This is a genomic window from Pseudomonas sp. B21-051, from assembly GCF_024748795.1.
Taxonomy (GTDB): Bacteria; Pseudomonadota; Gammaproteobacteria; order Pseudomonadales; family Pseudomonadaceae; genus Aquipseudomonas; species Aquipseudomonas putida_A.
In genome coordinates this window covers 3843815-3868173 of sequence record NZ_CP087166.1, presented here as the reverse complement: position 1 = coordinate 3868173, position 24359 = coordinate 3843815, and the positions used below count along the sequence as shown (strand labels likewise).

Here is a 24359-nt window from a genome sequence, read left to right as displayed (position 1 = left end):
GGCTATATGCGGACGATTGTCATAACCGTTGCAACGCTTTCCCTGGCTGCTTTCGCTTCGGCCATTGAAGCGAGGGAGTTGAGCAAGAGTCACCGGTTTGCCTGTACGTGGGGCTCGGACATCGCCGCCGGGGCGCAGCAGTCGAAGCTGTCGGGGATCTCGTTGTATGGCGCGCGCAAGCAGTTGCAGGTGCGCAAGTTCCAGCAACCGTGGATGCGCATGACGGCGATGGGGATTACCGAGCAGACCTACAACAGCACGTCGAAGCTCAAGCCGGCAGCGGTCAAGCAGACCTATTACGAACAATGCGTGCGGCATGAGCTGGCCCAGCGATAAATCAAAAAGCCCAACCTGAAGAGGTTGGGCTTTTTCATGCCTGACGAAACGTCGGCGTCACTTGTCACTCTCGCAATTGACCATCCACGACACACCAAAGCGATCGACCAGCATGCCGAACCGGGCGGCCCAGAACGTCGCCTCCAGCGGCATGTCGACGCGACCGTCCTTGGCCAACGCATTAAACACTCGCTCGGCTTCGGCAACGCTGTCGACGTTGAGGGAGATCGAGCAACCACTCATGCCCCCGGTCTGCCGGTCAGGCGTGGTGTCCGAGGCCATGATCATCTGGTCGCCGACTTTCAGGCAGGTGTGGATCACTAGATGATGATGCTCTTTCGGTACGTGTTCGGCGGCGGGTGTTTCGCCGAAGGTCATGATTGCTTCGAGTTTGCCCTGCAAGGCTTGTTCGTAAAAGGTGAAAGCCTCGCGGCAGTTGCCGTTGAAGATCAGGTAAGGATTGATTCGCATGGCGGCGTTCCTGGCAGTAGGCGCGGAGAGAGGCGATTTTCGCCAGGTTCCGCGAAAGGCGGTTAAACCATAGCAAAGCATTGGACGCCGCAACGGCCGGAGTTTTTCCAGATGTTTTTCTTCTGAAAACGCCGTGCTTCAGCACGGATAAAACCTGCGGAGTACCATGACACGCTGTACGACCTATCGAGCTTGTTCTGCCATGCCTTTGATTTCCCGCTTCAACGCCCTGTTCGATCAGGCCCGGCGCGCCTTGCTTTTGGTCTGGGCGACCTCACGCGGGTTGTTTCTGGGCCTGGTGCTGGCGACCCTGATAGCGGGTGTGCTGCCAGCGCTGGCCGCATGGCTGGGCCAGCGCATTGTCGATGCAGTGGTGACAGCGATGCAGTTGCACGCGCAGCAAGGCGATGCGCCGCTGTGGCCAGTGTTGCGTTATGTACTGATGGAGGCGGGGGTGTTGGCGTTGTTGTCCGGTACGCAACGGGCGCTCTCGGTGCAGCAGTCGTTGTTGCGGGTGCAGTTGGGGCAGAAGGTCAACACGCTGATTCTGGAGAAGGCGCAGACCCTGTCGCTGGTGCAGTTCGAGAATTCCGAGTTCTACGACAAGCTGGTGCGCGTGCGCCGCGAAGCCTCGACCCGGCCGCTGGCGTTGGTGATGAAGTCGCTGGGGCTGATCCAGAACCTGATCATGCTGATCAGCTTCGGTGTGCTGCTGGTGCATTTTTCGCCGTGGGCGCTGTTGTTGCTGGTGATCGGCGCGTTGCCGGTGTTCTTTGCCGAGGCGCATTTCTCCGGAGACGCTTTCCGCTTGTTTACCCGCCGCGCCCCCGAGAGTCGGCAGCAAAATTACATCGAAACCTTGCTGTCCCATGAAGCCTATATCAAAGAGGTCAAGCTGTTCGGCTTTGCGCCGTTGCTGTTGCAGCGCTATCGGGACACCTTCGCCAAGCTCTACGCCGAGGATCGGCGCCTGACATTGCGGCGTGATGGCTGGGGTTTCGGTCTCGGCTTGCTCGGCACCGGGGCGTTCTATCTGGCTTATGCCTGGGTGGTCATCGATGCGGTGCACGGCAATATCAGTCTCGGTCAGATGACCATGTACCTGGTGTTGTTCAAGCAGGGCCAGAGTGCGGTCAGCAGCAGCCTGAGTGCGATCAGTGGTTTGTACGAGGACGGTCTGTACCTGTCGAGCCTGTATGAGTATCTGGCCGAACCGGTGTTGGCCGATTGCGGTCATCTCACCGTTGGCGCACAACCGGGTGATGGCCTGCGTTTTGAAAACGTCGGTTTCCGCTATCCGGGGGCCAGCCGTGCAGCACTGGAAGGCATCGACCTGCACCTGGTGCCGGGCAAGAGCGTGGCGCTGGTGGGGGAGAACGGCTCAGGTAAAACCACGCTGATCAAATTGCTGACGCGCCTGTATCGGCCCGATCAGGGTCGGATTCTGCTTGATGGCAGCGATTTGCAGGATTGGGAAGAGAACACGTTGCGGCGGCGTATCGGCGTAATTTTTCAGGACTACATTCGCTACCAGTTCACCGTGGGCGAAAACATCGGCGTGGGGGATACCTCGGCGTTCAACGATGAATCGCGCTGGCAGGCCGCAGCGGCCGAAGGCATGGCCGCGCCGTTCATTGAAGGCCTCGACCGTGGCTATGCCACGCAGTTGGGCCGCTGGTTTGCCGGCGGTCAGGAGTTGTCGGGTGGGCAATGGCAGAAGATTGCCTTGTCCCGGGCCTATATGCGCCGCGATGCCGACATCCTGATCCTTGACGAACCGACCTCGGCGCTGGATCCGGCGGCGGAAGCGGCAGTGTTCGAGCATTTCAGCCAGCACTCCGAAGGTCGCATGACCTTGCTGATCTCCCATCGCTTCTCCAGTGTGCGCAACGCCGATCAGATCATGGTGCTGGAGGCCGGACGGATACTGGAGCAAGGCGATCACGACAGCCTGATCGCCGCCGAAGGACACTATGCCAAGCTGTTTGATCTGCAGGCTCGCGGCTATCGCTAGGAGTCCTGCGCGCTGCGCACCAGTGCGGGGCCGGCCACGCGCGGCGCGGGTTTGGATTGCATCAGCGCATCTATTGCCTTGCGATAATTCTGCCCGCCCAGCGCCATGCTGTTGTTATGGGTGGCGCCCGGCACCAGCAGCAGTCGTTTCGGTTGTTGGGCGGCGTTGAACAACTGTTCGCTGAAGCGCGGCGGCACGAACGCGTCAGCCATGCCGTGTACCACCAGCAATGGCATGTGGATTTCGGCGATCTTGTCGATGGAGTCGAATTTCTGTGACAGCAGCCAGCGCACCGGCAGCGAGGTGTTGGCCACGGCCGCAGCCACGTCGGCGAGAGAGGTGAACGTCGATTCGATCACCAAGCCTTTGACCGGCAGCGGTGTCTTGTCCCGTGCAGCGTCCTGGCCGAGTTCGGCGGCCAGATCAATCGCCACGGCGCCGCCCAGGGAGTGACCGTAGATCAGGCGCTTGCTCGGGTCGGGCTGCAGCAACTTGAAGCGTTCCCATGCCACACGGGCGTCTTCATACACGCTGCTTTCCGAAGGCAGATCGCCCTTGCTCTGGCCGAAACCACGGTAGTCGATCGCCAGTACCGAATAACCTGCCGCGCGCAGTTGCTCGATGCGGAACAGTTGCCCGGTAAGGTTCCAGCGCACGCCATGCAGATAGAGGATTGCCGGAGCGTTCGGTCGTTCTGCGGGCCACCACCAGGCATGAATATTCTGCCCGGCCTTGAAGCTCTTGGGCTGCAAGTCGAGTTCCTGCACGCTGCCCGGCAAACCGTGATACCAGCCGGCCGTGCCCGGTTCGATGCGAAACAGCAGTTTGCGCTCGGTGTGTTCGAGCACCGCACAACTCGTCGGCACGCCAATGATCAGCGCAGCCATGCAGGCGAACGCCAGACGGCGACGACGCAAACGGGTCATGAAGGACAGGAACATTAAACGGTTCACCACAGCTCAGACAAAGAAGGCTTTTTACCAGAAGGCTCGGTCCGCGCGTGAGTTTTTCGACCACCGTCTACTCGCAACGATTACAAAATGCTGCAGCTCAATCCACCCGCAGGACGATTTTGCCGATGTGGTCGCCACCTTCCATGCGCGCATGCGCCTGGGCCGCGTCGTTCAGCGAATAGACCTTGTCGATGATCGGCAGGCAGCGTCCGGCGGTCAGCGCCGGCCACACGTGTTCGCGCAATTGCTCGGCAATTTCGGCCTTTTCCTCTGCGGTGCGCGCTCGCAGCAACGAGCCAGTGATCACCGCACGCTTGGCCATGATCGCCAGCAGGTCGATGTCGTTGGCCTTGCCGCCACCAAGAAAGCCCAGCATCACCAGCCGGCCATCCATCGCCAGCGCGCTGACATTTCCGTTGAGGTACGAGGCGCCCATGATGTCGAGAATCGCGTTCACCCCTTGGCCTGCGGTTTTTTCGGCGATGACTGTGGCGAAATCCTGCTCGCGATAATTGATCGGCTGCCCACCCAGTTTGCTGATTGCCGCGCATTTATCGGCACTGCCGGCGGTGGCGAAGGCTTCGATGCCGAACTCGCGGCACAGCATCAGCGCGGTGGTACCGATGCCGCTGGTGCCGCCGTGAATCAGCACGCGCTGACCGCGCTGAGCGTCGCCCAGGCCGAACAGGTTAGCCCACACGGTAAAGAAGGTTTCCGGGATAGCGGCGGCCTGCACCCAATCCAGTCCTTCGGGGATCGGCAGGGTTTGCCCGGCCGGGACGTTGCAGTATTCGGCATAACCGCCACCGTTGGTCAGCGCGCAGACCTTGTCCCCGACGGCAAACTGACTGACTCCGGCACCCAGCGCCACCACTTCGCCGGCCACTTCCAGACCGGGGATCGGGTTCATGCCCGGCTTCATCGGGTATTTGCCGGCGCGTTGCAGTGCATCCGGACGGTTGATCCCGGCGGCATGCACGCGGATCAGCACTTCGCCGGCTGCAGTGACCGGCAACGGCACGCGTTTGGCTTGCAGAACATCGGGGCCACCGGGTTGAGTGATTTCGATCCGGGTCATTTCGTTGGGCAAAGTCATGTCGATTCCTGTTGCTTGAGGTTCTGAAGATGGGAGCGCAGCCCGCAGGCAATGATTCCCTTCAATTTTCACAGACGCGTGGTTCAGTCGCTGAGGGCAGCCATTTCAGGGCGTGCTCCAGAAGGACCGCCACGGCAATCGCCCCTGCGGCGATCACGAAGAGTATTGCGTGCTGGCCGCCCGTGGCATTGAACAGCGCCGAATAGGCAAATCCGGCCAGCGCCTGAAATGTGGCAAACGATACGGTGGCGCGGCTCCAGGCGATTTGCTGGCGATGGTGATCCGGCACCAGTTCATGCACGCGGGCCAAGGCCAGCGGGACGATGCCGGGCGGGAATGAACCGACGATCACTGCCAGCACGGCTAACGCGATGAAAGAGTGGGAAACCGCTAGCAGTCCCAGCGCAATCGCCTGCACCACCAATACCAGCCGAATGCCCATCCGCGCGCCAAGCCGATCCCCGAGAAAGCCATAACTTACCGGTCCGACAATTGCGCCCAAGCCATACATCACCCAAACCAGTGCACCAATCTGCGCCCCGGCACCGAGCCCGCGAGCCACGTAATCCACCAGAAACACCATGGCCGGCACCAGACCTGCGGCCATGAATGCGTATTGGCCGAACAGCAAATAGACGGCGGAGGGCGTTGGCTCAATCGTTGCGCCTGCGTGAATGGCGGTCGGGTGCGGTAGATCTGCAGGCCAGCCAAACCAGCTTATTGCGGTCAGCAACAACGACAATCCGCCCAAACCCAACCAGGTGGCGTGCAGGCCCATATTCAACAAGGGCGGGACAAGGGTTCCGGAGGCGGCGATGCCCAGGCCGATGCCGAGAAAAATCGCACCGCTGGCCAGCCCTTTGCGGGATGCCGGCACGTGGGGCAGTACAGTCGCCGCCACCAGCACCATAATCGCGCCGCCGGTAATTCCCGACAGCAGCCGCCAGCCGAAGAACCAGCTCACCGACAACGGAAATGCACAGGCAAAAAACGCTGCGGTGACCAGCAGCATCATCAGTCGCAGGGCGTTTTTATTGCCCAGTTGCCGCGCGATCGGCCGGCCGAGCAGGGCGCCGATCAGATAGCCGACCAGATTGGCTGCGCCGAGGTAGACCACGTCGTTGGCAGAAAACCACTGCGCCTGAATCAGCGACGGAATAAGCGGTGTGTAGGCAAAACGCGCCAGACCAATGCCGACCAGGCTGGCGCAGAGTCCCGAGAAAATCGGTAACGCTGAGGTTGATGTACGCATGACAGCAATCCTGAGGAAGGTCTATGGCGCTCAGGATATCGGCTATCTTTACTGCGGTAATGCAGCGATTTGGCTTTATAGTGATGCAAATTCGCATCGGTTGGGGGCAGCATGAACTGGGATGATGCGCGGGTATTTCTCGCGGTATGCAGAGAGTCGACCTTACGCGGCGCAGCGCGGGTTCTGGGGGTGGATCAGGCGACTGTCGGGCGACGGATCACGGCGCTGGAAAAGTCCCTGAGCGCGACCTTGTTCCTGCGCACCTCCGACGGCTACGCATTGACCGCAGTCGGCGAGGCCGCGCTCAAAAGCGTGGAAAAAATGGAGCATTCGGCGCTGGAACTTGAGCGGCAGATTCAGGGCCTGGATGATCGTCTGACCGGCACCGTACGCGTCAGCACCACCGACTCACTGGCCATCGACTTTCTGATTCCGGCCATTAGTCGCCTGCACGCGCTGCACCCGGACGTGCGTGTGCAACTGGACGCCTCCACGCAGATTCTTAGCCTGGCCAAGCGCGAGGCGGACATCGCTGTGCGCAATACCCGGCCTGACAATCCTGATCTGATCGCGCGGCGGATTGCGCGCTGGCCCGTGGGATTGTTTGCTTCACAGGCGTATATCGACGCCCATGGCATCCCGCCGCAGGGTACGGCGTTCGAAGGCCATGATCTGGTGGTCTACCAACCGTATTTGCAGACGCACAAGGACATGACGCTGGTTTGCGAACCGCTGCATCGCGGGCGGATTGTCGCCAGCCTGAGCTCCAGTCTGCTGGTACGCCGCTCGATTGCGGCTGGCCTGGGCGTAGGAGAAATTCCGGTGTACATGGGCGAGCGCGATGGCCTGATCAGGCTTTGGCCGGAGCGCAATCGCCCGCAACCGTATGAGGTCTGGCTGGTGACCCACGCGGACTTGCGCCACACCGCACGGGTCAGGGCGGTGATTGAGCAGATTGTCGAGGCGTTTGCACTGGAGAATGAGTGACGGCTCAAAGCGTTTTGGACAAGCTACAGCGTCTTACGAAACGCCCTACATCCACAGCAGAATCTGCCGGCTTGTGGGCTTGGAGCGCCAGTCCTATTGTTGATGCAACTCGCAGCGCCAGAGAAGGTATCGCTAACCCAGGGAAGGGGATCGGATTGAACGCCAGGGAATTCGAGCAATATCAATGCACCGACACATTGAGCAAAGGTCCTAACACACAAACCATGAACGCTATCAGCCGTGAAGAATTCAACGCCAGGATCGAGACCATCGAGGCAAGGATGGATGCTCGGGTAGAGCGAGTGCACGCCGATATCCGAGAGTTCCTTTGCTCCCAGGCAGAGCGAGACAAGGCGAACGAGCGCATTCAGTTCGAGCGGGATAAACGCTACGACTCAACTATTCAAGGCATTGCCATCGAGTCCAGAGAAGCGCTCAAGAAGGCGGGTACCGTGAATGCCAACGTCTGGATGGCAACGGCTGTGCATCTGTTTGGTGTGGTCAGTATTGTCGTGGGCGGCTATTTCGCCAGTCAGGCCAACCTGTATGCAGCGATACAAACAACCTTGGCGGCGGTTCAGGCGGGCAAAGAAGTCGGCGCAGCCAAGCCTGCCGAGCAGCCATCACCGGTGTTGCCAAAATAAAAAAACGGCCTTCAATCGAAGGCCGTTTTTGTTGGCTTTGGAAACCCTGCCTCATGGCATTTGCGGCAGCTCTTGCGGACGCAAGTCAAACACCAGCACTTCGGCATCCACGCCATTGCTCAGGGTCAGTGCCTGTTCTTCACGAACCCGCACGCCGTCACCTTCCTGCAGCAACTGGCCATTGAGTTCAACACTGCCGCGAGCCACATGTACGTAGGCGTAACGGTTGGCCGAAAGTTTCAGGGTGGCGCTTTCCTTGCCGTCGAACAACCCGGCGTAAACCCGCGCATCCTGGCGCACTGTCAGCGAACCATCGCTGCCGTCCGGCGAGATGATCAGTTGCAGGCGACCGCGTTTTTTCTGCGCACTGAAGTGCTCCTGTTGATAGCGCGGTTTGGCGCCGCTGATCTCCGGCACAATCCAGATTTGCAAAAAGTGCACGGGCTTGGTGGCCGAATGGTTGAACTCGCTGTGCGCCACGCCGCTGCCTGCGCTCATCAGTTGTACGTCGCCAGGGCGGATCACCGAGCCGGTGCCCAACGTGTCTTTATGTTCCAGTGCGCCTTCGAGCACGTAGGAAAAGATTTCCATGTCGCGATGCGGGTGCTGGCCGAAACCTTTGCCGGCGGCAACGCGGTCATCATTGATCACCAGCAGGTCGGAAAAACCTTGTTCACGCGGGTCGCGGTAGCTGGCAAAGGAAAAGGTGTGGAACGACTTCAACCAGCCATGATTGGCGAGGCCACGATCGGAGGCTTTGCGAAGGGTCAGCATGATGAAATCTCCTTGGGGGACGTGAATTCGTCCGAGTGAGGAGAAGGTTACTGTTTACTCTTCGGGGTAATAAGTAGATGGAAATTGAAATACTGTCCGTTTCTGGTTGACAGTTGTGTGCGCTTGATCACGTATTTTTTTCCGACGACTGTGTCGCAGTTGGCCATAATGCTCAGCCAGTCTTGTCCGTCCATTTTTCATTATCAGTGATGTGTACCCCATGAAAACCGTGGCCATGGTGTTGTTCCCCGACTTTCTGCTGCTCGACATGGCCGGGCCGCTGGAAGTGTTTTCGGTGGCCAATCGCTATTTGAAACCGGAGTCGCACTATCAGCTGACGACCCTTGGCACCGAGCGCGGGCCGTTGCGTGCGTCCAACGGTGTGCTGGTACACACCGACCGGCATATCGAACAGGCCCTTGAGCGCTACGATTTGCTGCTGGTGCCAGGAGGGCCGGGGGCTTACAACGAAAAACACCCGGCGTTGCTGGCCTGGCTGAAAGCGGCCGTGCCCTGTGCCGAGCGATATGGTTCGATCTGCACCGGCGCCTTCGTGCTCGGCCATGCCGGGTTGCTCGATGGCTATCGGGTGACCACTCACTGGAACTACACCGAACGCCTGATCAAGGCATTTCCAAAGGCGAGCGTCGCCACCGACCAGATTTTCATTGAGGATCGCAATCTGATCACCTCTGGCGGGGTCACGGCCGGCATCGACCTGGCGCTAGCGCTGGTGGCGCAGGATCACGGCAAGAAGTTGGCCCAGGACGTCGCCAAAGTGCTGCTGGTGGTGATGAAGCGTCAAGGTGGACAGGCGCAATTCAGCCCCTTGATGGCGGCAGTGGCGCCTCAGGAAACCCCGATCACCCGAGTACAGAATTACGTCCTGGATCATCTTGACGAAGCGTTCAGTGTCGAGCGCATGGCTGGATTGGCCAACATGAGTGCACGGCACTTCGCGCGGACGTTTGTCCGCGACATCAATATGACGCCGATGGAGTTCCTGCAAAGTGCGCGTATCGACTGCGCACGAAATCTTTTGGAAACCACTGACCTGCCTTTGAAAACCGTGGCCTATAAGAGTGGTTTTGGCAGTGTTCGGCACATGCGTCTGTTGTTCGCGGAAAAACTCGGCCTTACGCCTGTGCAATACCGCGAACAGTTCAGCTAGAGCGGTTCTGTCCGTTGTGCGCACCCGGATGTCCGTGCTGCGCCCTGTGTGAAGGTTGTGCCGTCATCGCAGGCTGCCAAGATTGTTGGCATGAACAGCCTCAACGATTTGCACCCGGCGTCAGTCCTGTATTTCGGCCCTTACGCCTTTCATTTGCGCCAACGGCTGATCCTCGACGGGGATCGGCAACTGCGCATGGGCGGGCGTGCGCTGGACATTCTGCAGGTGCTGGTCGAGCGTGCAGGCCGAGTGGTCAGAAAGGAGGAGTTGATTGCACGGGTCTGGCCCACTTCGGTGGTCGAAGAGATCAATCTTCGCGTCCATATTGCCGCCCTGCGCCGGGCGCTCGGTGACGGTGAGAACGGCCAACGCTACATCGTCAATGTGCCGCAATGTGGCTACAGCTTCGTTGCTCCGGTGCACGGCGACAATTTCGAGCACGTGGCCCTGGAACACCTGCAAGCGCCACAACACAACTTGCCTGTGCGGCTGACGCCGGTGACCGGTCGCGATTCAGTGGTGGGCTCGATGGTGCGGCAATTGCCACTGTGCCGATTGATGACCGTGACGGGGCCTGCGGGTGTCGGCAAAACCACGGTGGCGTTGCGTGCTGCAGAGTTGCTGTTACAGCATTTTCGCGACGGGGTCTGGCTGGTGGACCTGGCGGTAGTCAACGACGCCACGCCACTGCTCGATTATCTGCTGCACACCTTCGATACCGATCTCGTCACGCTGTCGGCGCGTCACAGCTTGCTGGTGCTGGATAACTGCGAGCATCTGCGCGAAGCCTGCAAGGCTCTGGTTGAACGTTTATTGGAGGCCGCGCCACGGCTGTCGATTCTCGCTACCAGTCGCGAAGCATTGCAGGCCAGTCAGGAGACCGTGCAGATATTGCCGCCACTGGCCATTCCCAAGTCCTCAGCGTTGGGCAGTGTCGAAGAGACCATGAGCTATTCGGCCGTGCAATTGTTTGTCAGTCGTGCCCGAGCCCGGCAGCAGGGTTTTACCCTGCGTGAACAGGATCTCAATGCTGTGCGCGACATCTGTCGGCGGCTCGATGGGCTGCCACTGGCGATTGAACTGGCGGCGGCGCACATTGATGCGCTGGCGATGGTGGGCTTGCAGTCACAACTCGACAATTGTTTACAGCTGCTCAGCCATGGTCGGCGTACTGCCGTGCCACGCCATCAAACCCTGAAAGCCGCGCTGGACTGGAGCTATCAACACCTGAATGAGCAGGAACAGCGGGTGCTGCAACGCCTGTCGGTCTTCAAAACGGCGTTTGCCATTGATGCGGCGATGGGTGTCATCAGTTGCGCGCAATTACCTCCGTCGACGTTGGCTCTGATGATTGATCGGTTGGCGCAGAAGTCTTTGCTGGCGGTGGAGCGGGGCAGTGCCGGGTTGCGCTATCGCATGCTCAACACCACCCGTCGATACGCCCGCGAACAACTGGAACGCAGTGGTGAATCCAACGAGTACGAGCGCCGGCATGCGCGCTTCGTCAGCCGCAGTCGTTGAGTGTCAGGCTCGCAGTTGGCTGCTCAACTCGTCGAGTAACCAGCGCACCTTGCGCAAGTCCGGGGTGGCGTAGCCCTCGGTGAAGCGTTGATAGATCGGGTTCAATAACGCCAGTGCTTCGCGGTAGCGGTTCTGCCGTTGCCACAACTGCGCCAGCGAAGTAGCACTGCGCAGTTCCCAGGCCAGGGCGCCCTGGGTTTGCGCGATCGACAGTGCCTGGAGCAAGACCTTTTCGGCTTGCCGGGTGCTGCTGTCGGGGCAAGCCGATTGCTCAATCAACATGCGATCGGCCCGAGCCCGCAGAATCTCCGCCGTGCTCCAGCCTGCAGCTCCGCTGTGTGCCCGCTCAAGCAACGCATCATCAACAAAGCGGCTGTCCAGGGTCACCATGATTTCCCTGATCAGACCGCTTTCATCGGTCGCTATTGGCACGGCGGCATCGGCGTCGAGGACCTGCGCGTATTGCCGTGCCCAGCGATAGAACAGCAATACGGAATGCTTCTGCGCCTGCTCCAGCAACAGCTGCAGCAAAGCCCGGGCGTTTTGCGGGTCACCGTTGTAATGAGCAATCAGGCAACTGGCCAGCGCCAGGGTGTAGCAGATCGAGGTGCCGTGGTTGATTTGCACGGCGATGTCCAGTGCCTGCCTGGCCGTTCGCCAGGCCTGTTCAGGGAAACCTTGCAGCCACAACACCCGGGCAAGCACCGTCAGCGAGGCGACGCTCTGGTCGTACTGCACGCCGAACCCATGAGTGAAACGGTTGGGATTGCCGTTTTGCGCCATGCGTTGAATCACTTGCTCGGCATGCAGGCGTGCCTGCTGCTGGTCGCCGGCGTAATGCAGTGCTAACACCCGCAGGCGATGTGTACTCAGCGACAACTGCGGGTCGCCGTGCAGGCCGAGTCGATCGAACTGCTCGCTCTGTTCCAGCGCCGACTGATAATGGCCACAGCTGAGGTTGACCGCCATGTGCCCGGACACCGCACGCAGTTGGCCAGCCACGTCGTCGTACGCTTGCGCCAGCGCATGGGCATCGACGAATGCGGCGATGGTTTCCGGGGTGCCACCCCAGGTGTGGTAGCAGGCGCTGCCAAGCGCCAGCTTCAGCGCGATCTTCACCCGAGGGCAAGGTTCGGCAGCGTTTTCCAACAGGGCCAGCGCCCGACGCACGTAACCGCCGTATTCCTTGAGCAGCGACAACTCTTGCCACAGGGGCGCCGAGGTCGCGGCCAGATAAATCCCCACATCGTTGGGGCCTGCACCGTTCAGGCTCCAGTCGAGCGCCGCGCGCAGGTCTTCCAGACCGCGTGCGTAGCGTTCGATCCACAGGGCGGTTGAGGTAGTTTCCCAATCGGTCTGCGCCTGATACATCAGCGCCAGGCAACGTTCAGCGTGGCGTTCGCGGGTGTCGGCGAGTTCGGCGCCTTGCTCGAGTTTTTCCAGGGCATAGCGGCGCGTGGTGTCGAGCAACCGATAGAACACTTCTTCGTCACCGACTTCGACGTTGAGCAACGATTTGGCGACCAGTTGTGTGATCGAACCGAACACCTCGCCGGGCTGGAGGTACTGTCCACCGATCACCGCAGCGGCGGACTCCAGCGTGAAGCCACCCCGAAACACGCCGAGCCGGCGCAGGCAGGTCTGTTCGCAATCGGTCAGCAGGTTGAAGCTCCAGTCCAGCGTGGCACGCAGCGTCTGGTGGCGTTCCACGCTGCTCTGATTGCCGGCAGCCGATACCGGCAGACGCCCTTGCAGCTGGCTGAGCAAACCCTGCAGGCCGAGTTCTCCAACCTGCGCCGCCGCCAGCTCCAGCGCCAGCGGAATGCCGTCCAGGCGCCGACAGATTTCAAGCGCATCGGGCAACTCGGCGTCGCTCAATTCGAACCCCTCGTGCGCGGCCAGGGCGCGTTCGGCAAACAGTTGCAGTGCCGAAAAACTCAACGCCTGCACACGATCAAGCACGGCAATCGGTGGCGGGTAATCAAGCGACTCAAGGCGTTGCACATACTCGCCTTCGGCACGCAGGCTCTCGCGGCTGGTGGCCAGAATGTGGATCTGCGGCGCACCGCGCAAAATGCTCTCGCTGAGCAGTGCCATGGCGTCGATCAGGTGTTCGCAATTGTCGATTACCAGCAGCATCTGGCGCTCGCGCAGCGCATTGACGAGGTGGGTCAGCGGATCGTTGTCATGCGGCACCACATCCAGCAGGGCCGCCAGGTGCGAGCAGATCATTCGTGCGTCGTTGATCGGCGAAAGATCCAGCAGCCGGATACCGTCCCGGTAGTGGCCGATCATCTGTTCGGCAACGCGCAGGGCCACGGTGGTTTTGCCGATGCCGCCGGGGCCGACCAGTGTGATGCAGCGCTGGCGCGGCAACTGCCTGATCAGGCTGTCGACCAGCGGCTGGCGGCCGATCATTCGCGTGCGGCGCAGTGGCAGGTTATGCCGGGTGCCGGTCTCGGCGCAGGTTTGCTGTTCGATCGATTGCAGCCTGATCGGTGCGACAAAACTGTAGCCGCGCTGCGCCACCGTGACAATGTATCGCTGCCCGCCCTGACCGTCGCCCAGGGCTTTGCGCAACGCCGCCATGTGCACCCGCAGATTGATGTCTTCCACGACGCTGTCCGGCCACACGCCGGCAATCAGTTGCTGCTTGCTCACGACATCGCCGGCATGCGCCAGCAGGATCAGCAGAATATCCATGGCCCGTCGGCCCAGGCGTAACGGCTGCTCGCCCTCAAGCAGCAGCCGTTTGCCGGGCTGAATCCGATAGGGGCCGAAACCGAGGGCCTGATTCGGGGGAAGACTCAACAGCTCACTCCTGCGAAATTTTTATAATCCTGCCCACGGCGTGTGAAGCCTCCGTGAAGGGCAGCGCGGATCAGCGTCAGCGGCACGCAAGCCTTCTAATCCGCAGTTTTGCGGACATATTCCGCAGGTTCTGGCGTCAGTGCAACGTGCAGATTGCCGGCCATGCTCGAAAGTGATGCAGCGATCGGCATTTTTGCCCGCTGCAATGTTCAGACCAGCGCTTTGTCTCGCGGACAATTAACAACGATTAACTCGTCTGAGTCCGCTTCAACCCCAAAAATCCGCTGAATCAAGCCTGCCCTCAGGCCAGGACCTGAGGGCTGCAATGGAGTGCACCCGAGCGGAGGACGGCGCAATGAGCAACGTGGTGGTGGTCTATCACAGCGGCTATGGCCACACTCGCGTCATGGCAGAAGCCGTGGCGCAGGGCGTCGAACGGCACTTGGGCAGTACCTGTCGGTTGGTGGCGGTAGAAGAAGTCGAGTTCTATTGGGATGAGTTGCACCGCGCCGACGCGATCATTTTCGGTGCGCCGACTTACATGGGCAGCGCGTCGGCGGGCTTCAAGCATTTCATGGAGGCCAGCGCGGCGTTCTATCTGGCAAAACCGTGGCGCAACAAGGTTGCCGCCGGGTTCACCAATTCCGGAAGTCTGTGTGGCGACAAGCTCAATACATTGCTGCAAATGGCGGTGTTCGCCGCGCAGCATTCGATGATCTGGGTGGGTCTCGACCTGCTCCCGGCGCGCTCGGTGGCGGGCTGCTTCGATGGTCAGTTGAATCGTCTGGGCAGCGCGCTCGGGGCCATGTCCCAATCCAATGTCGAACAGCCCCCCGAGCAGGCGCCGCCGCTCGAAGACCGGCGCACGGCGGCACATCTGGGCGAGCGGGTGGCGCAAGTGGCGCAGCGCTTGAGGCAGCAATGACGCGAAGGGAAATGAGCTTGGCGCGCGACAGCGTCTAGACCGCCAGGCGTATGCCGACAGGCGCGGCCGCTGACTGCGGTCTTTCGGGCTTCATGCCCGGCACCTCACGACACCGCCAGGCGAACGGACTGATCCCCTCGCTGCGGGTGAAGATATGGCAGAAGTGTGCCTGATCACAGAAGCCACACTCCAGGCTGATCTGCGTCAGGCTCAAGTGGGTGAGCCGGATCAACTGCTTGGCGCGAGCGATGCGCTGGGTGCGGATCCAGTCCTGTGGCGAGAGTCCGGTACTGCATTTGAACGCCCGGGAAAAATGACTGCGTGACAACGAACAGGCCTCTGCCAGTTCGGTGACTTCCAGGCTTTCACCCAGGCGGTCGAGGATCAACTGTTTGGCCCGCCGTTCGCGCTGCGGACTGAGGCCGCCGATGCGCGGTGTGCAAGATTCGCTGGAGGGGGCGAGGGCGACTGTTTGTTGTAAGTGAGCCATGGCCAATGTCCGTGTCGGGGGGCAACGCACGCTCGGCACGTTTCCCTCTGGTCAAAAAAACAATGTTTCGCAGAGGGTTTCATTGTTGGACGGTGCCGGAAGACTGACGAGTTAAACGTTGTTAATTGCGCCGCAAAACGTTGAACTCAGCACATCGCTGCAAGTCGTTGCCCTCGACAAACACTTCCAATGGGTGGCGGTGGAATACGGCCCATACAAACGCGCGGCCAACGTACCGTTGATCGAGTAAAGTACGACGCTCTCGCACCTGACTGAACAAGACTTCCAAGCAAGGAATACGAGCCCATGAACCGTAACGATCTGCGTCGCGTCGACATGAACCTGCTGGTGATTTTCGAAGCGCTGATGTTCGAAAAGAACCTGACCCGCGTCGCCGAAAAACTGTTCATGGGCCAACCGGCGGTCAGTGCGGCGCTGGGGCGGTTGCGCGACCTGTTCGATGATCCGTTGCTGCTGCGCAACGGCCGCAGCATGGAGCCGACCGCCCGCGCGCTGGCGATTCTGCAGGAGCTGCAACCGGCGATGGACGTGATCTCCGGCGCGGTCAGCCGGGCCAAGGAGTTCGACCCGGCCAGCAGTTGCGACGTGTTCCGCATCGGCCTGTCGGACGACGCCGAGTTCGGTCTGTTTCCGCCGCTGCTGCGACAGCTTCAGCAGGAAGCACCGGGGATTGTCGTGGTGGTGCGCCGTGCCAATTATCTGTTGATGCCGGCGCTGCTGGCGTCCGGGGAAATCTCGGTCGGGGTCAGTTACACCACCGATCTGCCGGCCAACGCCAAGCGCAAGAAACTGCGCGACATTCCCTGCAAAGTGCTACGCGGCGATGATCGCCCGGGGCCGCTGACGCTGGACGAATACTGCGAGCGCCCGCACGCAATGGTGTCGTTCTCCGGTGACCTGAGCGGCAACATCGACCTGGACCTGGCCAAGGTTGGCCGGCGTCGGCGCGTGGTGCTCGGCGTGCCGCAGTTCAGCGGTTTGCGTGCGTTGCTCGCCGGCACTGAAATGATTGCCACCGTGCCGGACTATGCCGCGTGTGCGCTGGTCGAAGGCTGCGCCTTGCGCGCTGAAGATCCACCGTTCCCGATCGACGCCGCACAGCTGTCGATGGCCTGGAGCGGGGTGCACGACAACGACCCGGCCGAGCGCTGGCTGCGCTCGCGGATCAGCCAGTTCATGGCGGCGCCGCTGGATATCCCGCCCGCCTGACATCCTCTCTGCGTAGGAGCTGCCGAAGGCTGCGATCTTTTGATTTTGTTGTTGAAGATCAAAAGATCGCAGCCTTCGGCAGCTCCTACAGCACATCCATCCAATTTTCCTGCGCCTGCAAGGAGCATGATTCAACCCGATAAGGATTAAAGGGTAGGGTCATGAGCGCATCACAACACGATGGACAGGCACAGGATATCGGTCTGCTGTTTCTGCGGGTCAGCGGTGGACTGTTCCTGCTGTGGATCCACGGTTTGCCCAAGCTGCTGGACTTCAACGCGCAATTGCAGCAGATCGAGGACCCGTTCCACCTCGGCGCGCACCTGACCTTATGCCTGGCGATTTTCGCTGAAGTTCTTTGCCCTCTACTGATCGTCGCCGGGGTGCTGGCGCGATTGGCCTGCTTGCCTATTCTTTTTGTTCTGCTGGTGGCGCTGCTGGTCGTGCATCCGCAATGGAGTGCGGCCGAGGGGCAATTCGACTGGTTGCTGTTGATCCTGTTCGCCACTGTGTTTATCGCCGGGCCGGGACGCCTGGCGCTCAATGTTCGTCTGCCCGGAGTGCTGCGTCATGCCTGAAGCCCTGAGTCCAAAAGCACCGGGGGTCGGTGAAACCGTGACCCTGATCGTCAAGCACCGGGTCAAGGCCGGGTTTGAACAGCCTTACGAGGCGTGGCTGCGCAACATCGTCAGGGTCGCCGGGCAGCGCGACGGTCACCTCGGGGTCGACGTGGTGCGCGGCAAGCTGGCCGGCCTCGACACCTACACCTGCGTCCTGCGCTTCTGCTCCACCGAGGCCATGCAGCTGTGGCTGGAGTCGCCGCAGCGCCAGGCGCTGGTGGATGAAGCGGCGCCGATGCTCGCTGATGGCGACCAGACCGAAGTCGCGCCGGTCAACGAATTCTGGTTTGCGCCGCTGGCCGATGCCGCGAAGCCGCCGCCGCGCTGGAAGCAAGCGGTCATCACCCTGCTGGTGATCCTGCCGCACACGCTGCTGGTGCCGCTGATCTGGGGGCCGCTGCTCAAGCTGCATCCACTGCTTTCCAATTACGTGGTCGCCACATTCCTGATCACCCTGACCATCGTCCTGTCGGTGGTGTACGTGTTCATGCCCCGCGTAACCCGGTTGTTCGCGCCGTGGCTGGAAGCCGGTCAGGCCCATGCTCACGTCGAACCGGCGAAACAGCCGTCACGCTGACACCCATTCATCTACTCGAAAGGAACTGCGATGAACGCCGATCTGATTCTGTTCAATGGCCAATTTCATACCGTAGACCGCAGCAAGCCGCTGGCCAGTGCGGTGGCGATCAAGGACGGGCGTTTTGTGGTCGTCGGTAACGACACCCAGGCCATGGCCCTGCGTGGTTCGGCCACGCAAGTGATCGACATGCACGGACGCTGCGTGATCCCCGGCCTCAACGACTCGCACTTGCACCTGATCCGTGGCGGCCTCAACTACAACCTCGAACTGCGTTGGGAAGGCGTACCGTCGCTGGCCGATGCACTGCGCATGCTCAAGGAGCAGGCCGACCGTACGCCGACTCCGCAATGGGTGCGTGTGGTCGGTGGCTGGAACGAATTCCAGTTCGCTGAAAAACGCATGCCGACCCTCGAAGAACTCAATCAGGCCGCGCCAGACACCCCGGTGTTCGTCCTGCACCTGTACGACCGCGCGCTGCTCAACCGTGCCGCCCTGCGCGTCGCCGGTTACACCCGCGACACGCCGAACCCTCCGGGCGGCGAGATCGTGCGTGATGCCAACGGCAATCCGACCGGGATGCTGGTGGCAAAACCCAACGCGATGATTCTGTACTCGACGCTGGCCAAGGGGCCGAAGCTGCCGCTGGAATATCAGGTCAACTCGACCCGGCAGTTCATGCGCGAACTCAATCGCCTCGGCCTGACCAGCGCGATCGATGCCGGCGGTGGTTTCCAGAACTATCCAGATGACTATCAAGTGATCGAGCAACTGGCCAAGGATGATCAGTTGACCGTGCGCATCGCCTACAACCTGTTCACCCAGAAGCCCAAAGAAGAACTGACTGATTTCCAGAACTGGACCGGCAGCGTCAAGTTGCATCAGGGCGACGATTACCTGCGGCACAACGGCGCTGGCGAGATGCTGGTGTTCTCCGCCGCCGACTTCGAAGACTTCCTCGAACCGCGTCCGGACCTGCCGCAGACCATGGAACAGGAGCTGGAACCGGTGGTGCGCCATCTGGTCGAGCAGCGCTGGCCGTTCCGTTTGCACGCCACGTACAACGAATCGATCAGCCGCATGCTAGACGTGTTCGAGAAGGTCAATCGTGACATTCCGTTCAACGGTCTGCCGTGGTTCTTCGACCACGCGGAAACCATCACCCCGCAGAACATCGAGCGGGTGAGGGCGCTGGGCGGCGGCATCGCGATTCAGGATCGCATGGCGTTCCAGGGTGAATACTTCGTCGACCGTTACGGCGCGAAAGCCGCCGAAGCCACGCCGCCGATCAAACGCATGCTTGCCGAAGGCGTACCGGTCGGCGCCGGCACCGATGCCACCCGGGTATCCAGCTACAACCCATGGACATCTCTGTACTGGATGGTCAGCGGACGCACCGTCGGCGGTCTGGCTTTGTACGAAGAAGGTCTGCCGCGCACTACCGCACTGGAACTGTTCACCCACGGCAGCGCCTGGTTCTCGTCGGAGCAGGGCAAGAAGGGCCAGATCAAGGTCGGGCAACTGGCGGATCTGGCGGCGCTGAGCGCGGACTTCTTCCACGTCGAAGAAGAAGCGATCAAGTGGATCGAGTCGGTGCTGACCGTGGTCGGCGGCCAGATCGTTTACGCCGCCGGCGACTTCGAAGACCTCGGCCCACGCTCGATCCCCGTGCTGCCGGACTGGTCGCCGGTGGTCAAGGTGCCGGGCCACTGGCGCCCGAACTCGCCTTTGCAGGCGCAAGTGCACCAGTGCGTCGGTGCTTGCGCAGTACACGCGCACAGCCATGAAAAAGCCCGACTGTCGAACGCACCGGTCAGCGACTTCGCCGGTTTCTGGGGCGCGTTCGGCTGTTCTTGCTTCGCTTTCTGATCACTACAAAAAAGCGCCGGCCATCCGGTCGGCGCCTCACGCAACAACCATCCACCGAGGAGTTTCCCATGAGCGTTCCCTACAAGCGTCTGAACAAAGATGATGCGGTCGTGCTGCTGGTCGACCACCAGACCGGTCTGATCTCGCTGGTACAGGATTTCACCCCTAACGAGTTCAAGAACAACGTGCTGGCGCTGGGCGACATCGCCAAGTTCTTCAAGCTGCCGACCATCCTCACCACCAGTTTCGATGCCGGCCCGAACGGCCCGATCGTGCCTGAGCTGCGCGAGCAATTCCCCGATGCACCGTTCATTCAGCGCCCTGGGCAGATCAATGCCTGGGACAACGAAGACTTCGTCAAAGCGATCAAGGCCACCGGCCGCAAGCAACTGATCATCGCCGGTGTGGTGACGGACGTCTGCGTGGCGTTCCCGACCCTGTCGGCCATTGCCGAGGGTTATGAAGTGTTCGTGGTGACCGATTCTTCCGGCACCTTCAACACCACCGTGCAACAAGCGGCGTGGGCGCGCATGTCGGCTGCCGGTGCACACCTGCTGAACTGGTTCTCGGTGGCGTGCGAGCTGCAAGGTGACTGGCGCAACGACATGGAAGGCCTGGCGCATCTGCTGTCCGAACGCCTGCCGAACTACCGCAATCTGATCAACAGCTACACCAAGTTCACTGCCAAGTAAGAAGGTCAAAAGATCGCAGCCTGCGGCAGCTCCTACAGAGGAACGCGTTCCAATGTAGGAGCTGCCGCAGGCTGCGATCTTTTGCTTTTAACGTTTCTGCAACCAACCCAGAAAACCACCCTTGCGCACTGCCACTGGTTTGGCCATCAACGCCAGCCGGCTGTTCTGCTGTCGCACCGCCTGCAATTTGTTCAGCGCCTGGCCGACTTCGCTGCGCTGCTCCATGCATTGGCGGGTCAGGGCTTTGTCGAGGCGATAGATGATGCTCGACGTCAGTGCGGTGAACGTCGCTTGCGAGGGGGTATCGGCGAGGATGCTCTGTTCGCCCATGACCTCGCTCGGCCCCATGCGTCCGGCCTCGGTCTGGCCGTTGCCATCGGGCACGGTCGCACTGACCACGCCAGTGGCGATGACAAACAGACTGTCGGGCACTTCATCCAGATCCAGCACCACCTGACCGGCCGCGTATTGCTGCGCGACCATCGATTCGGCGAGGCGATCACGTTCCTCATGGCTCAACGAGCGGAAGATTTTCACTTCATCGAGCAAGGCCCGGGCGCGGGTCGAGGGCTCGATCACGCCATCCGGATGCCGGGAAATTCCTGCGGCTTCGAGATGCCGGTGGGCGAGGTCGAACAGTTGATTGCGCACTTCGCCTTTCTTGCTCAGCTCACTGATGAAGCCGCTGGCAACATACTCCGACATCTCCTCACCGGCCTCTTTCAACACGGCTTTGGGCGGCGGATTGAGCAGCAGACTGCTGCTGCCTTGCAGGGTGCGATCGAGGGCGTCGAGCACCCGCCGCGGGCGGATGTGATTCGGCACCTTGATGCTGATCGAGACCCCGTGCAGGTTGGTCGGGCGACTGAGATTGACGATCTTCGCCTTGGCCGCCACCGAGTTCGGCACCACCGCCAGGGTGCCGCTGCTGGTCAACAGATGCGTGGCGCGCCAGTCGATGTCGATGACCTTGCCCTCGACACCGTCGATCACCACGAAATCGTCGACCTGATACGGCTTGGTGGTGTTGAGCACGATCCCCGAGAACACGTCGCTCAAGGTGCTTTGCAACGCCAGACCAACGACGATTGCCACTACGCCGGAGGTCGCCAGCAAGCCCTTGACTGGCAGTTCCAGCACATAGCCGGCGGCCGCGACGATCGCCGCCAGAAACACCAGTGCGCCGATCACGTCCTGCAACAGCCGACCGCTGTGGCCGATGCGCCGCATCAGCGCCAGACCGATCACCTCGGTGAGCACCCGCGCAGCGTACAGCCACCAGACAATTGCCAGCGCGGTCGCGCCCAGTTGCATCACCCGGTCGTCGACGAACAGCGGCGCCTGCAGCGGGCTGATCTCGGCGTTGATGATCAGTGCGCTGAACGCCAGAAACAGCGCCAGGCGAATGCCGACTCTCGGGGCGCGATGCTTGAACGGGGCGAGGTGCCAGAGCAGCGCGTCGAGCAGTAACAGGGCGGCGCTCCAGGACAGTGGGTGGGCATAGAAAAGGGTCATGATCGAGACTCCGCGATGCGGCTGAAAAAAAAGATCGCAGCCTGCGGCAGCTCCTACAGGGAAATGCATTCCAAAGTAGGAGCTGCCGCAGGCTGCGATCTTTTGCTTTTATTGATTCAAATGCGTCTTCAGCTCAGCCGCCGCCTGGCGCACGGCCGCTTTCACTTCGGGAATCTGGCTCAGTGGGTTGAGCAAACCAAAGTCATGAATCATCCCGTTGTAACGCACCGAGGTCACTGGTACACCGGCCGCATCCAGATGCCGAGCGTAGCCTTCACCTTCATCACGCAACACGTCGAATTCGGCGGTCTGTATCAGCGCGGCGGGCAGGCCCTTGAGCTGTTCGGCGCTGGCGTTCAGTGGCGAGGCGTGGATCTGTGCGCGCTCGGCCGGGTTGGTGGTGTAGTTGTCCCAGAACCATTGCATCATGCCCTTGGTGAGGAAGTGGCCCTCGGCGAATTGCTGGTACGAACCGTCGTCGAACTGCGCGTTGGTCACCGGCCACATCAGCAGCTGGAAGCGCAGGGCCGGGCTCTGCTTTTCTTTGGCCATCAGCGCCACGACCGCCGCCATGTTGCCGCCGACACTGTTGCCGGCCACCGCCAGACGCTTGCCGTCGACCCCGATCTGCTTGCCGTTCTCCGCGACCCATCGGGTCGCGGCGTAAGCCTGATTGATCGCTGCCGGATACTGCGCTTCCGGCGACGGCGTGTAATCGACGTACACCGCGACCGCTCCAGAGCCGACCACCAGATCGCGAATCAGGCGCTGGTGCGTCGGGTAATCGCCCAACACCCAACCGCCGCCGTGGAAGAACATGAACACCGGCAATTCACCTTTGACCTTGGCCGGCCGCACCACTTTGAGATTAATCGTCTGGCCATCGACCTTGATTGCCTTGTCGCTGACTTCAACCCCGGACAGGTCAACCTTCACCGACGCTTGCGCACCGGTCAGCACTGCACGAGCATCCTTTGGGCTGAGTTGCTCCAGCGGTTTGCCACCGCCGGCGGCGAGGGCTTCGAGGAACGCCTGGGTGTTGTGTTCGACACCCGGGCTGCCAGCGGCGAATGCGTTGCCGATGGACAGGGCGAGGAGGGATGCGGTCAGGGTTTTTTTGATGTTCATGCTCAATTCCATTTTCGATTGTTTGAGTGCCCTGTAGGAGCTGCCGCAGGCTGCGATCTTTTGATCTTTAAAAGATCGCAGCCTGCGGCAGCTCCTACAGGTTTGAGGGTTGGTTTCAACACCGTGGGCACAGATTAATGAGCTGTCGAAAAGTGAAAAAGAGGCTATAAAGCGTTTGACTGTCTACCAGAGAGTGACAATGAACCCGTTCGAAGACATGCGTATTTTTTGCCAGGTCATGGACTCCGGCAGCTTCACCGCCGCGGCCGATCAGTTGGGCCTGTCCAAGCAGTTCGTCAGCCGTCGTTTGATGCAGCTCGAAGAGCGCCTCGGTGTGCGCTTGTTGAACCGTTCCACCCGACGCCTCGACGTCACGCCACTGGGCCAGAGCTACTACGAGTCGGCGCTGCGTCTGCTGGGCGAAGTGGAACAGGTCGAGCAGGGCATCGCCGGGCAGACCGCCGAGCCGCGCGGGACCATTCGCGTCAGTGCACCGCTGTCGTTCGCCGTGGCGCATCTGGGCTGTCTGCTTCCACTGTTCCTGCAGCGCTATCGCGATGTCACCGTGGAGGTGGATTTGAGCGACCGCCCGGTGGATCTGCTTGGCGAAGGTTATGACCTGGCACTGCGCATTGGTGTACTGGAAGACTCAACATTGATCGCCCGACGCATCGCCGCCATCGAACGGGTGTACTGCGCCAGCCCGGCGTATCTGGCCGAACGCGGCACACCGCTCAACCCTGAAGACCTGCACAGCCACGACTGCCTGCCGTACGGCCACGGGCGTTCGGTGCAGTGGCGCTTCAACGCGGGGCAGGGCAAGCCGCTGCTGGTCAACGTCACCGGACGCATGCGGGTGAACAATGGCGAGTTGCTGCGCGATGCGGCGGTGCAGGGGATGGGGATTACCTATCTGCCGACGTTCATCGTTGGCGCGGCGCTGAAGGACGGGCGGCTGGTGCCAGTGCTCGACGACTACCGCCCCGAACCGCTGACCCTGTCGGCGGTGTATCCGCAACATCGCCAGGCTTCGCGCCCGGTGCAGGCACTGGTCGAATTCCTGCGTGAACGCCTGAACCCAACAACCACCCACTCCCTGTAGGAGCTGCCGCAGGCTGCGATCTTTTGACTTTGTTTTTTTAAAGCAAGATCAAAAGATCGCAGCCTGCGGCAGCTCCTACACGGGTGTATTTCAATTCGGGTTGGCATTGCACATACGGTGAACAAGGCGCTGGATAACGTCGAACTGCCCGCATAACCCGTGTAGGAGTGAGCCTGCTCGC

23 protein-coding genes are annotated in these 24359 nt (G+C 61.0%); 14 read left to right on the top strand and 9 right to left on the bottom strand.

Features of this window, described 5'->3' with window-relative positions; genetic code table 11:
• The first annotated feature begins 6 nt into the window (after positions 1-6).
• Positions 7-336 (top strand): hypothetical protein, encoded by a 330-nt coding sequence (locus tag LOY52_RS17195; protein WP_007961262.1) that lies wholly within the window; start codon positions 7-9, stop codon positions 334-336.
• 57 nt (positions 337-393) lie between these two features.
• Here LOY52_RS17195 and LOY52_RS17190 read toward each other — a convergent pair whose 3' ends face one another.
• On the bottom strand, positions 394-807 hold the full coding sequence (locus tag LOY52_RS17190) for a VOC family protein (RefSeq protein WP_258675209.1): 414 nt from the start codon (positions 805-807) through the stop codon (positions 394-396).
• A gap of 202 nt (positions 808-1009) precedes the next feature.
• Here LOY52_RS17190 and LOY52_RS17185 point away from each other — a divergent pair, with 202 nt between their 5' ends.
• Positions 1010-2821 (top strand): ABC transporter ATP-binding protein, encoded by a 1812-nt coding sequence (locus LOY52_RS17185; RefSeq protein ID WP_258675206.1) that lies wholly within the window; start codon positions 1010-1012, stop codon positions 2819-2821.
• Here the strand turns inward: LOY52_RS17185 and LOY52_RS17180 are convergent.
• The 3 genes from LOY52_RS17180 to LOY52_RS17170 form a co-directional block, all read right to left on the bottom strand.
• Positions 2818-3762: an alpha/beta hydrolase gene (locus LOY52_RS17180; RefSeq protein ID WP_103367632.1), complete on the bottom strand. Its 945-nt coding sequence runs from the start codon at positions 3760-3762 to the stop codon at positions 2818-2820. The genes LOY52_RS17185 and LOY52_RS17180 overlap by 4 nt on opposite strands.
• 109 nt (positions 3763-3871) lie before the next feature.
• Positions 3872-4870: an NAD(P)H-quinone oxidoreductase gene (locus tag LOY52_RS17175; protein WP_258675203.1), complete on the bottom strand. Its 999-nt coding sequence runs from the start codon at positions 4868-4870 to the stop codon at positions 3872-3874.
• A 61-nt stretch (positions 4871-4931) separates the two neighbouring features.
• Positions 4932-6122 (bottom strand): MFS transporter, encoded by a 1191-nt coding sequence (locus LOY52_RS17170; RefSeq protein ID WP_258675201.1) that lies wholly within the window; start codon positions 6120-6122, stop codon positions 4932-4934.
• 111 nt (positions 6123-6233) lie between these two features.
• Between LOY52_RS17170 and LOY52_RS17165 the strand changes: the two genes are divergently transcribed.
• Positions 6234-7109: a LysR family transcriptional regulator gene (locus LOY52_RS17165; RefSeq protein WP_258675199.1), complete on the top strand. Its 876-nt coding sequence runs from the start codon at positions 6234-6236 to the stop codon at positions 7107-7109.
• Positions 7110-7264: 155 nt separating this feature from the next.
• On the top strand, positions 7265-7753 hold the full coding sequence (locus LOY52_RS17160) for a hypothetical protein (RefSeq protein ID WP_258675197.1): 489 nt from the start codon (positions 7265-7267) through the stop codon (positions 7751-7753).
• A gap of 51 nt (positions 7754-7804) precedes the next feature.
• On the opposite strand, the gene LOY52_RS17155 is transcribed toward LOY52_RS17160, so the two are convergent.
• Positions 7805-8527, bottom strand: coding sequence for a pirin family protein (locus LOY52_RS17155; RefSeq protein ID WP_095136690.1), 723 nt, complete (start codon positions 8525-8527; stop codon positions 7805-7807).
• Between the two features lie 220 nt (positions 8528-8747).
• Here LOY52_RS17155 and LOY52_RS17150 point away from each other — a divergent pair, with 220 nt between their 5' ends.
• The gene (locus LOY52_RS17150) at positions 8748-9698 is read left to right on the top strand and encodes a GlxA family transcriptional regulator (protein ID WP_258675195.1); all 951 of its coding nucleotides are present in this window, start codon (positions 8748-8750) and stop codon (positions 9696-9698) included.
• Positions 9699-9788: 90 nt separating this feature from the next.
• Positions 9789-11219 (top strand): helix-turn-helix transcriptional regulator, encoded by a 1431-nt coding sequence (locus LOY52_RS17145; protein ID WP_258675194.1) that lies wholly within the window; start codon positions 9789-9791, stop codon positions 11217-11219.
• Positions 11220-11222: 3 nt separating this feature from the next.
• On the opposite strand, the gene LOY52_RS17140 is transcribed toward LOY52_RS17145, so the two are convergent.
• Positions 11223-14030 carry a helix-turn-helix transcriptional regulator gene (locus tag LOY52_RS17140; protein ID WP_258675192.1) on the bottom strand — a complete coding sequence of 936 codons (2808 nt, stop codon included), beginning with the start codon at positions 14028-14030 and terminating at the stop codon, positions 11223-11225.
• A 355-nt stretch (positions 14031-14385) separates the two neighbouring features.
• Between LOY52_RS17140 and LOY52_RS17135 the strand changes: the two genes are divergently transcribed.
• Positions 14386-14955: a flavodoxin family protein gene (locus tag LOY52_RS17135; protein WP_027611586.1), complete on the top strand. Its 570-nt coding sequence runs from the start codon at positions 14386-14388 to the stop codon at positions 14953-14955.
• A gap of 34 nt (positions 14956-14989) precedes the next feature.
• On the opposite strand, the gene LOY52_RS17130 is transcribed toward LOY52_RS17135, so the two are convergent.
• The gene (locus tag LOY52_RS17130; RefSeq protein WP_210558979.1) at positions 14990-15445 is read right to left on the bottom strand and encodes a helix-turn-helix domain-containing protein; all 456 of its coding nucleotides are present in this window, start codon (positions 15443-15445) and stop codon (positions 14990-14992) included.
• A gap of 118 nt (positions 15446-15563) precedes the next feature.
• Between LOY52_RS17130 and LOY52_RS17125 the strand changes: the two genes are divergently transcribed.
• The 6 genes from LOY52_RS17125 (at position 15564) to ycaC (ending at position 20433) form a co-directional block, all read left to right on the top strand.
• Complete coding sequence (locus LOY52_RS17125) at positions 15564-15695, top strand: hypothetical protein (RefSeq protein WP_258675187.1); 132 nt, start codon at positions 15564-15566, stop codon at positions 15693-15695.
• Positions 15696-15751: 56 nt separating this feature from the next.
• The gene (locus LOY52_RS17120) at positions 15752-16675 is read left to right on the top strand and encodes a LysR family transcriptional regulator (RefSeq protein WP_096796195.1); all 924 of its coding nucleotides are present in this window, start codon (positions 15752-15754) and stop codon (positions 16673-16675) included.
• Between the two features lie 161 nt (positions 16676-16836).
• A complete protein-coding gene (locus tag LOY52_RS17115) occupies positions 16837-17253 on the top strand; it encodes a DoxX family protein (RefSeq protein ID WP_258675186.1) in 417 nt (138 codons plus the stop codon).
• Positions 17246-17872 (top strand): antibiotic biosynthesis monooxygenase, encoded by a 627-nt coding sequence (locus LOY52_RS17110; protein WP_123588413.1) that lies wholly within the window; start codon positions 17246-17248, stop codon positions 17870-17872. The genes LOY52_RS17115 and LOY52_RS17110 overlap by 8 nt, the downstream gene beginning before the upstream one ends.
• Positions 17873-17902: 30 nt before the next feature.
• Positions 17903-19741, top strand: a complete 1839-nt coding sequence (locus tag LOY52_RS17105; protein WP_258675184.1) for an amidohydrolase — start codon at positions 17903-17905, stop codon at positions 19739-19741.
• A gap of 68 nt (positions 19742-19809) precedes the next feature.
• Entirely contained in the window at positions 19810-20433 is a 624-nt protein-coding gene (gene ycaC / locus LOY52_RS17100) for an isochorismate family cysteine hydrolase YcaC (RefSeq protein WP_003226320.1), read from the top strand.
• Positions 20434-20520: 87 nt separating this feature from the next.
• Here the strand turns inward: ycaC and LOY52_RS17095 are convergent, their stop codons facing one another.
• Both LOY52_RS17095 and LOY52_RS17090 read right to left on the bottom strand, forming a co-directional pair.
• Positions 20521-21948, bottom strand: coding sequence for a mechanosensitive ion channel family protein (locus tag LOY52_RS17095; protein WP_258675183.1), 1428 nt, complete (start codon positions 21946-21948; stop codon positions 20521-20523).
• 108 nt (positions 21949-22056) lie between these two features.
• Positions 22057-23076: an alpha/beta hydrolase gene (locus LOY52_RS17090; RefSeq protein ID WP_258675182.1), complete on the bottom strand. Its 1020-nt coding sequence runs from the start codon at positions 23074-23076 to the stop codon at positions 22057-22059.
• Positions 23077-23275: 199 nt separating this feature from the next.
• On the opposite strand from LOY52_RS17090, the gene LOY52_RS17085 reads away from it, so the two are divergent.
• On the top strand, positions 23276-24178 hold the full coding sequence (locus tag LOY52_RS17085) for a LysR family transcriptional regulator (RefSeq protein ID WP_258675181.1): 903 nt from the start codon (positions 23276-23278) through the stop codon (positions 24176-24178).
• Positions 24179-24359: the final 181 nt, after the last annotated feature.

What these genes read in the sequence shown, in the direction of transcription:
- LOY52_RS17195 (WP_007961262.1), top strand. Translation starts at nt 7, where the DNA reads ATGCGGACGATTGTCATAACCGTTGCAACGCTTTCCCTGGCTGCTTTC.
- LOY52_RS17190 (WP_258675209.1), bottom strand. Translation starts at nt 807, where the DNA reads ATGCGAATCAATCCTTACCTGATCTTCAACGGCAACTGCCGCGAGGCT.
- LOY52_RS17185 (WP_258675206.1), top strand. Translation starts at nt 1,010, where the DNA reads ATGCCTTTGATTTCCCGCTTCAACGCCCTGTTCGATCAGGCCCGGCGC.
- LOY52_RS17180 (WP_103367632.1), bottom strand. Translation starts at nt 3,762, where the DNA reads ATGTTCCTGTCCTTCATGACCCGTTTGCGTCGTCGCCGTCTGGCGTTC.
- LOY52_RS17175 (WP_258675203.1), bottom strand. Translation starts at nt 4,870, where the DNA reads ATGACTTTGCCCAACGAAATGACCCGGATCGAAATCACTCAACCCGGT.
- LOY52_RS17170 (WP_258675201.1), bottom strand. Translation starts at nt 6,122, where the DNA reads ATGCGTACATCAACCTCAGCGTTACCGATTTTCTCGGGACTCTGCGCC.
- LOY52_RS17165 (WP_258675199.1), top strand. Translation starts at nt 6,234, where the DNA reads ATGAACTGGGATGATGCGCGGGTATTTCTCGCGGTATGCAGAGAGTCG.
- LOY52_RS17155 (WP_095136690.1), bottom strand. Translation starts at nt 8,527, where the DNA reads ATGCTGACCCTTCGCAAAGCCTCCGATCGTGGCCTCGCCAATCATGGC.
- LOY52_RS17150 (WP_258675195.1), top strand. Translation starts at nt 8,748, where the DNA reads ATGAAAACCGTGGCCATGGTGTTGTTCCCCGACTTTCTGCTGCTCGAC.
- LOY52_RS17145 (WP_258675194.1), top strand. Translation starts at nt 9,789, where the DNA reads ATGAACAGCCTCAACGATTTGCACCCGGCGTCAGTCCTGTATTTCGGC.
- LOY52_RS17135 (WP_027611586.1), top strand. Translation starts at nt 14,386, where the DNA reads ATGAGCAACGTGGTGGTGGTCTATCACAGCGGCTATGGCCACACTCGC.
- LOY52_RS17130 (WP_210558979.1), bottom strand. Translation starts at nt 15,445, where the DNA reads ATGGCTCACTTACAACAAACAGTCGCCCTCGCCCCCTCCAGCGAATCT.
- LOY52_RS17120 (WP_096796195.1), top strand. Translation starts at nt 15,752, where the DNA reads ATGAACCGTAACGATCTGCGTCGCGTCGACATGAACCTGCTGGTGATT.
- LOY52_RS17115 (WP_258675186.1), top strand. Translation starts at nt 16,837, where the DNA reads ATGAGCGCATCACAACACGATGGACAGGCACAGGATATCGGTCTGCTG.
- LOY52_RS17110 (WP_123588413.1), top strand. Translation starts at nt 17,246, where the DNA reads ATGCCTGAAGCCCTGAGTCCAAAAGCACCGGGGGTCGGTGAAACCGTG.
- LOY52_RS17105 (WP_258675184.1), top strand. Translation starts at nt 17,903, where the DNA reads ATGAACGCCGATCTGATTCTGTTCAATGGCCAATTTCATACCGTAGAC.
- ycaC (WP_003226320.1), top strand. Translation starts at nt 19,810, where the DNA reads ATGAGCGTTCCCTACAAGCGTCTGAACAAAGATGATGCGGTCGTGCTG.
- LOY52_RS17095 (WP_258675183.1), bottom strand. Translation starts at nt 21,948, where the DNA reads ATGACCCTTTTCTATGCCCACCCACTGTCCTGGAGCGCCGCCCTGTTA.
- LOY52_RS17090 (WP_258675182.1), bottom strand. Translation starts at nt 23,076, where the DNA reads ATGAACATCAAAAAAACCCTGACCGCATCCCTCCTCGCCCTGTCCATC.
- LOY52_RS17085 (WP_258675181.1), top strand. Translation starts at nt 23,276, where the DNA reads ATGAACCCGTTCGAAGACATGCGTATTTTTTGCCAGGTCATGGACTCC.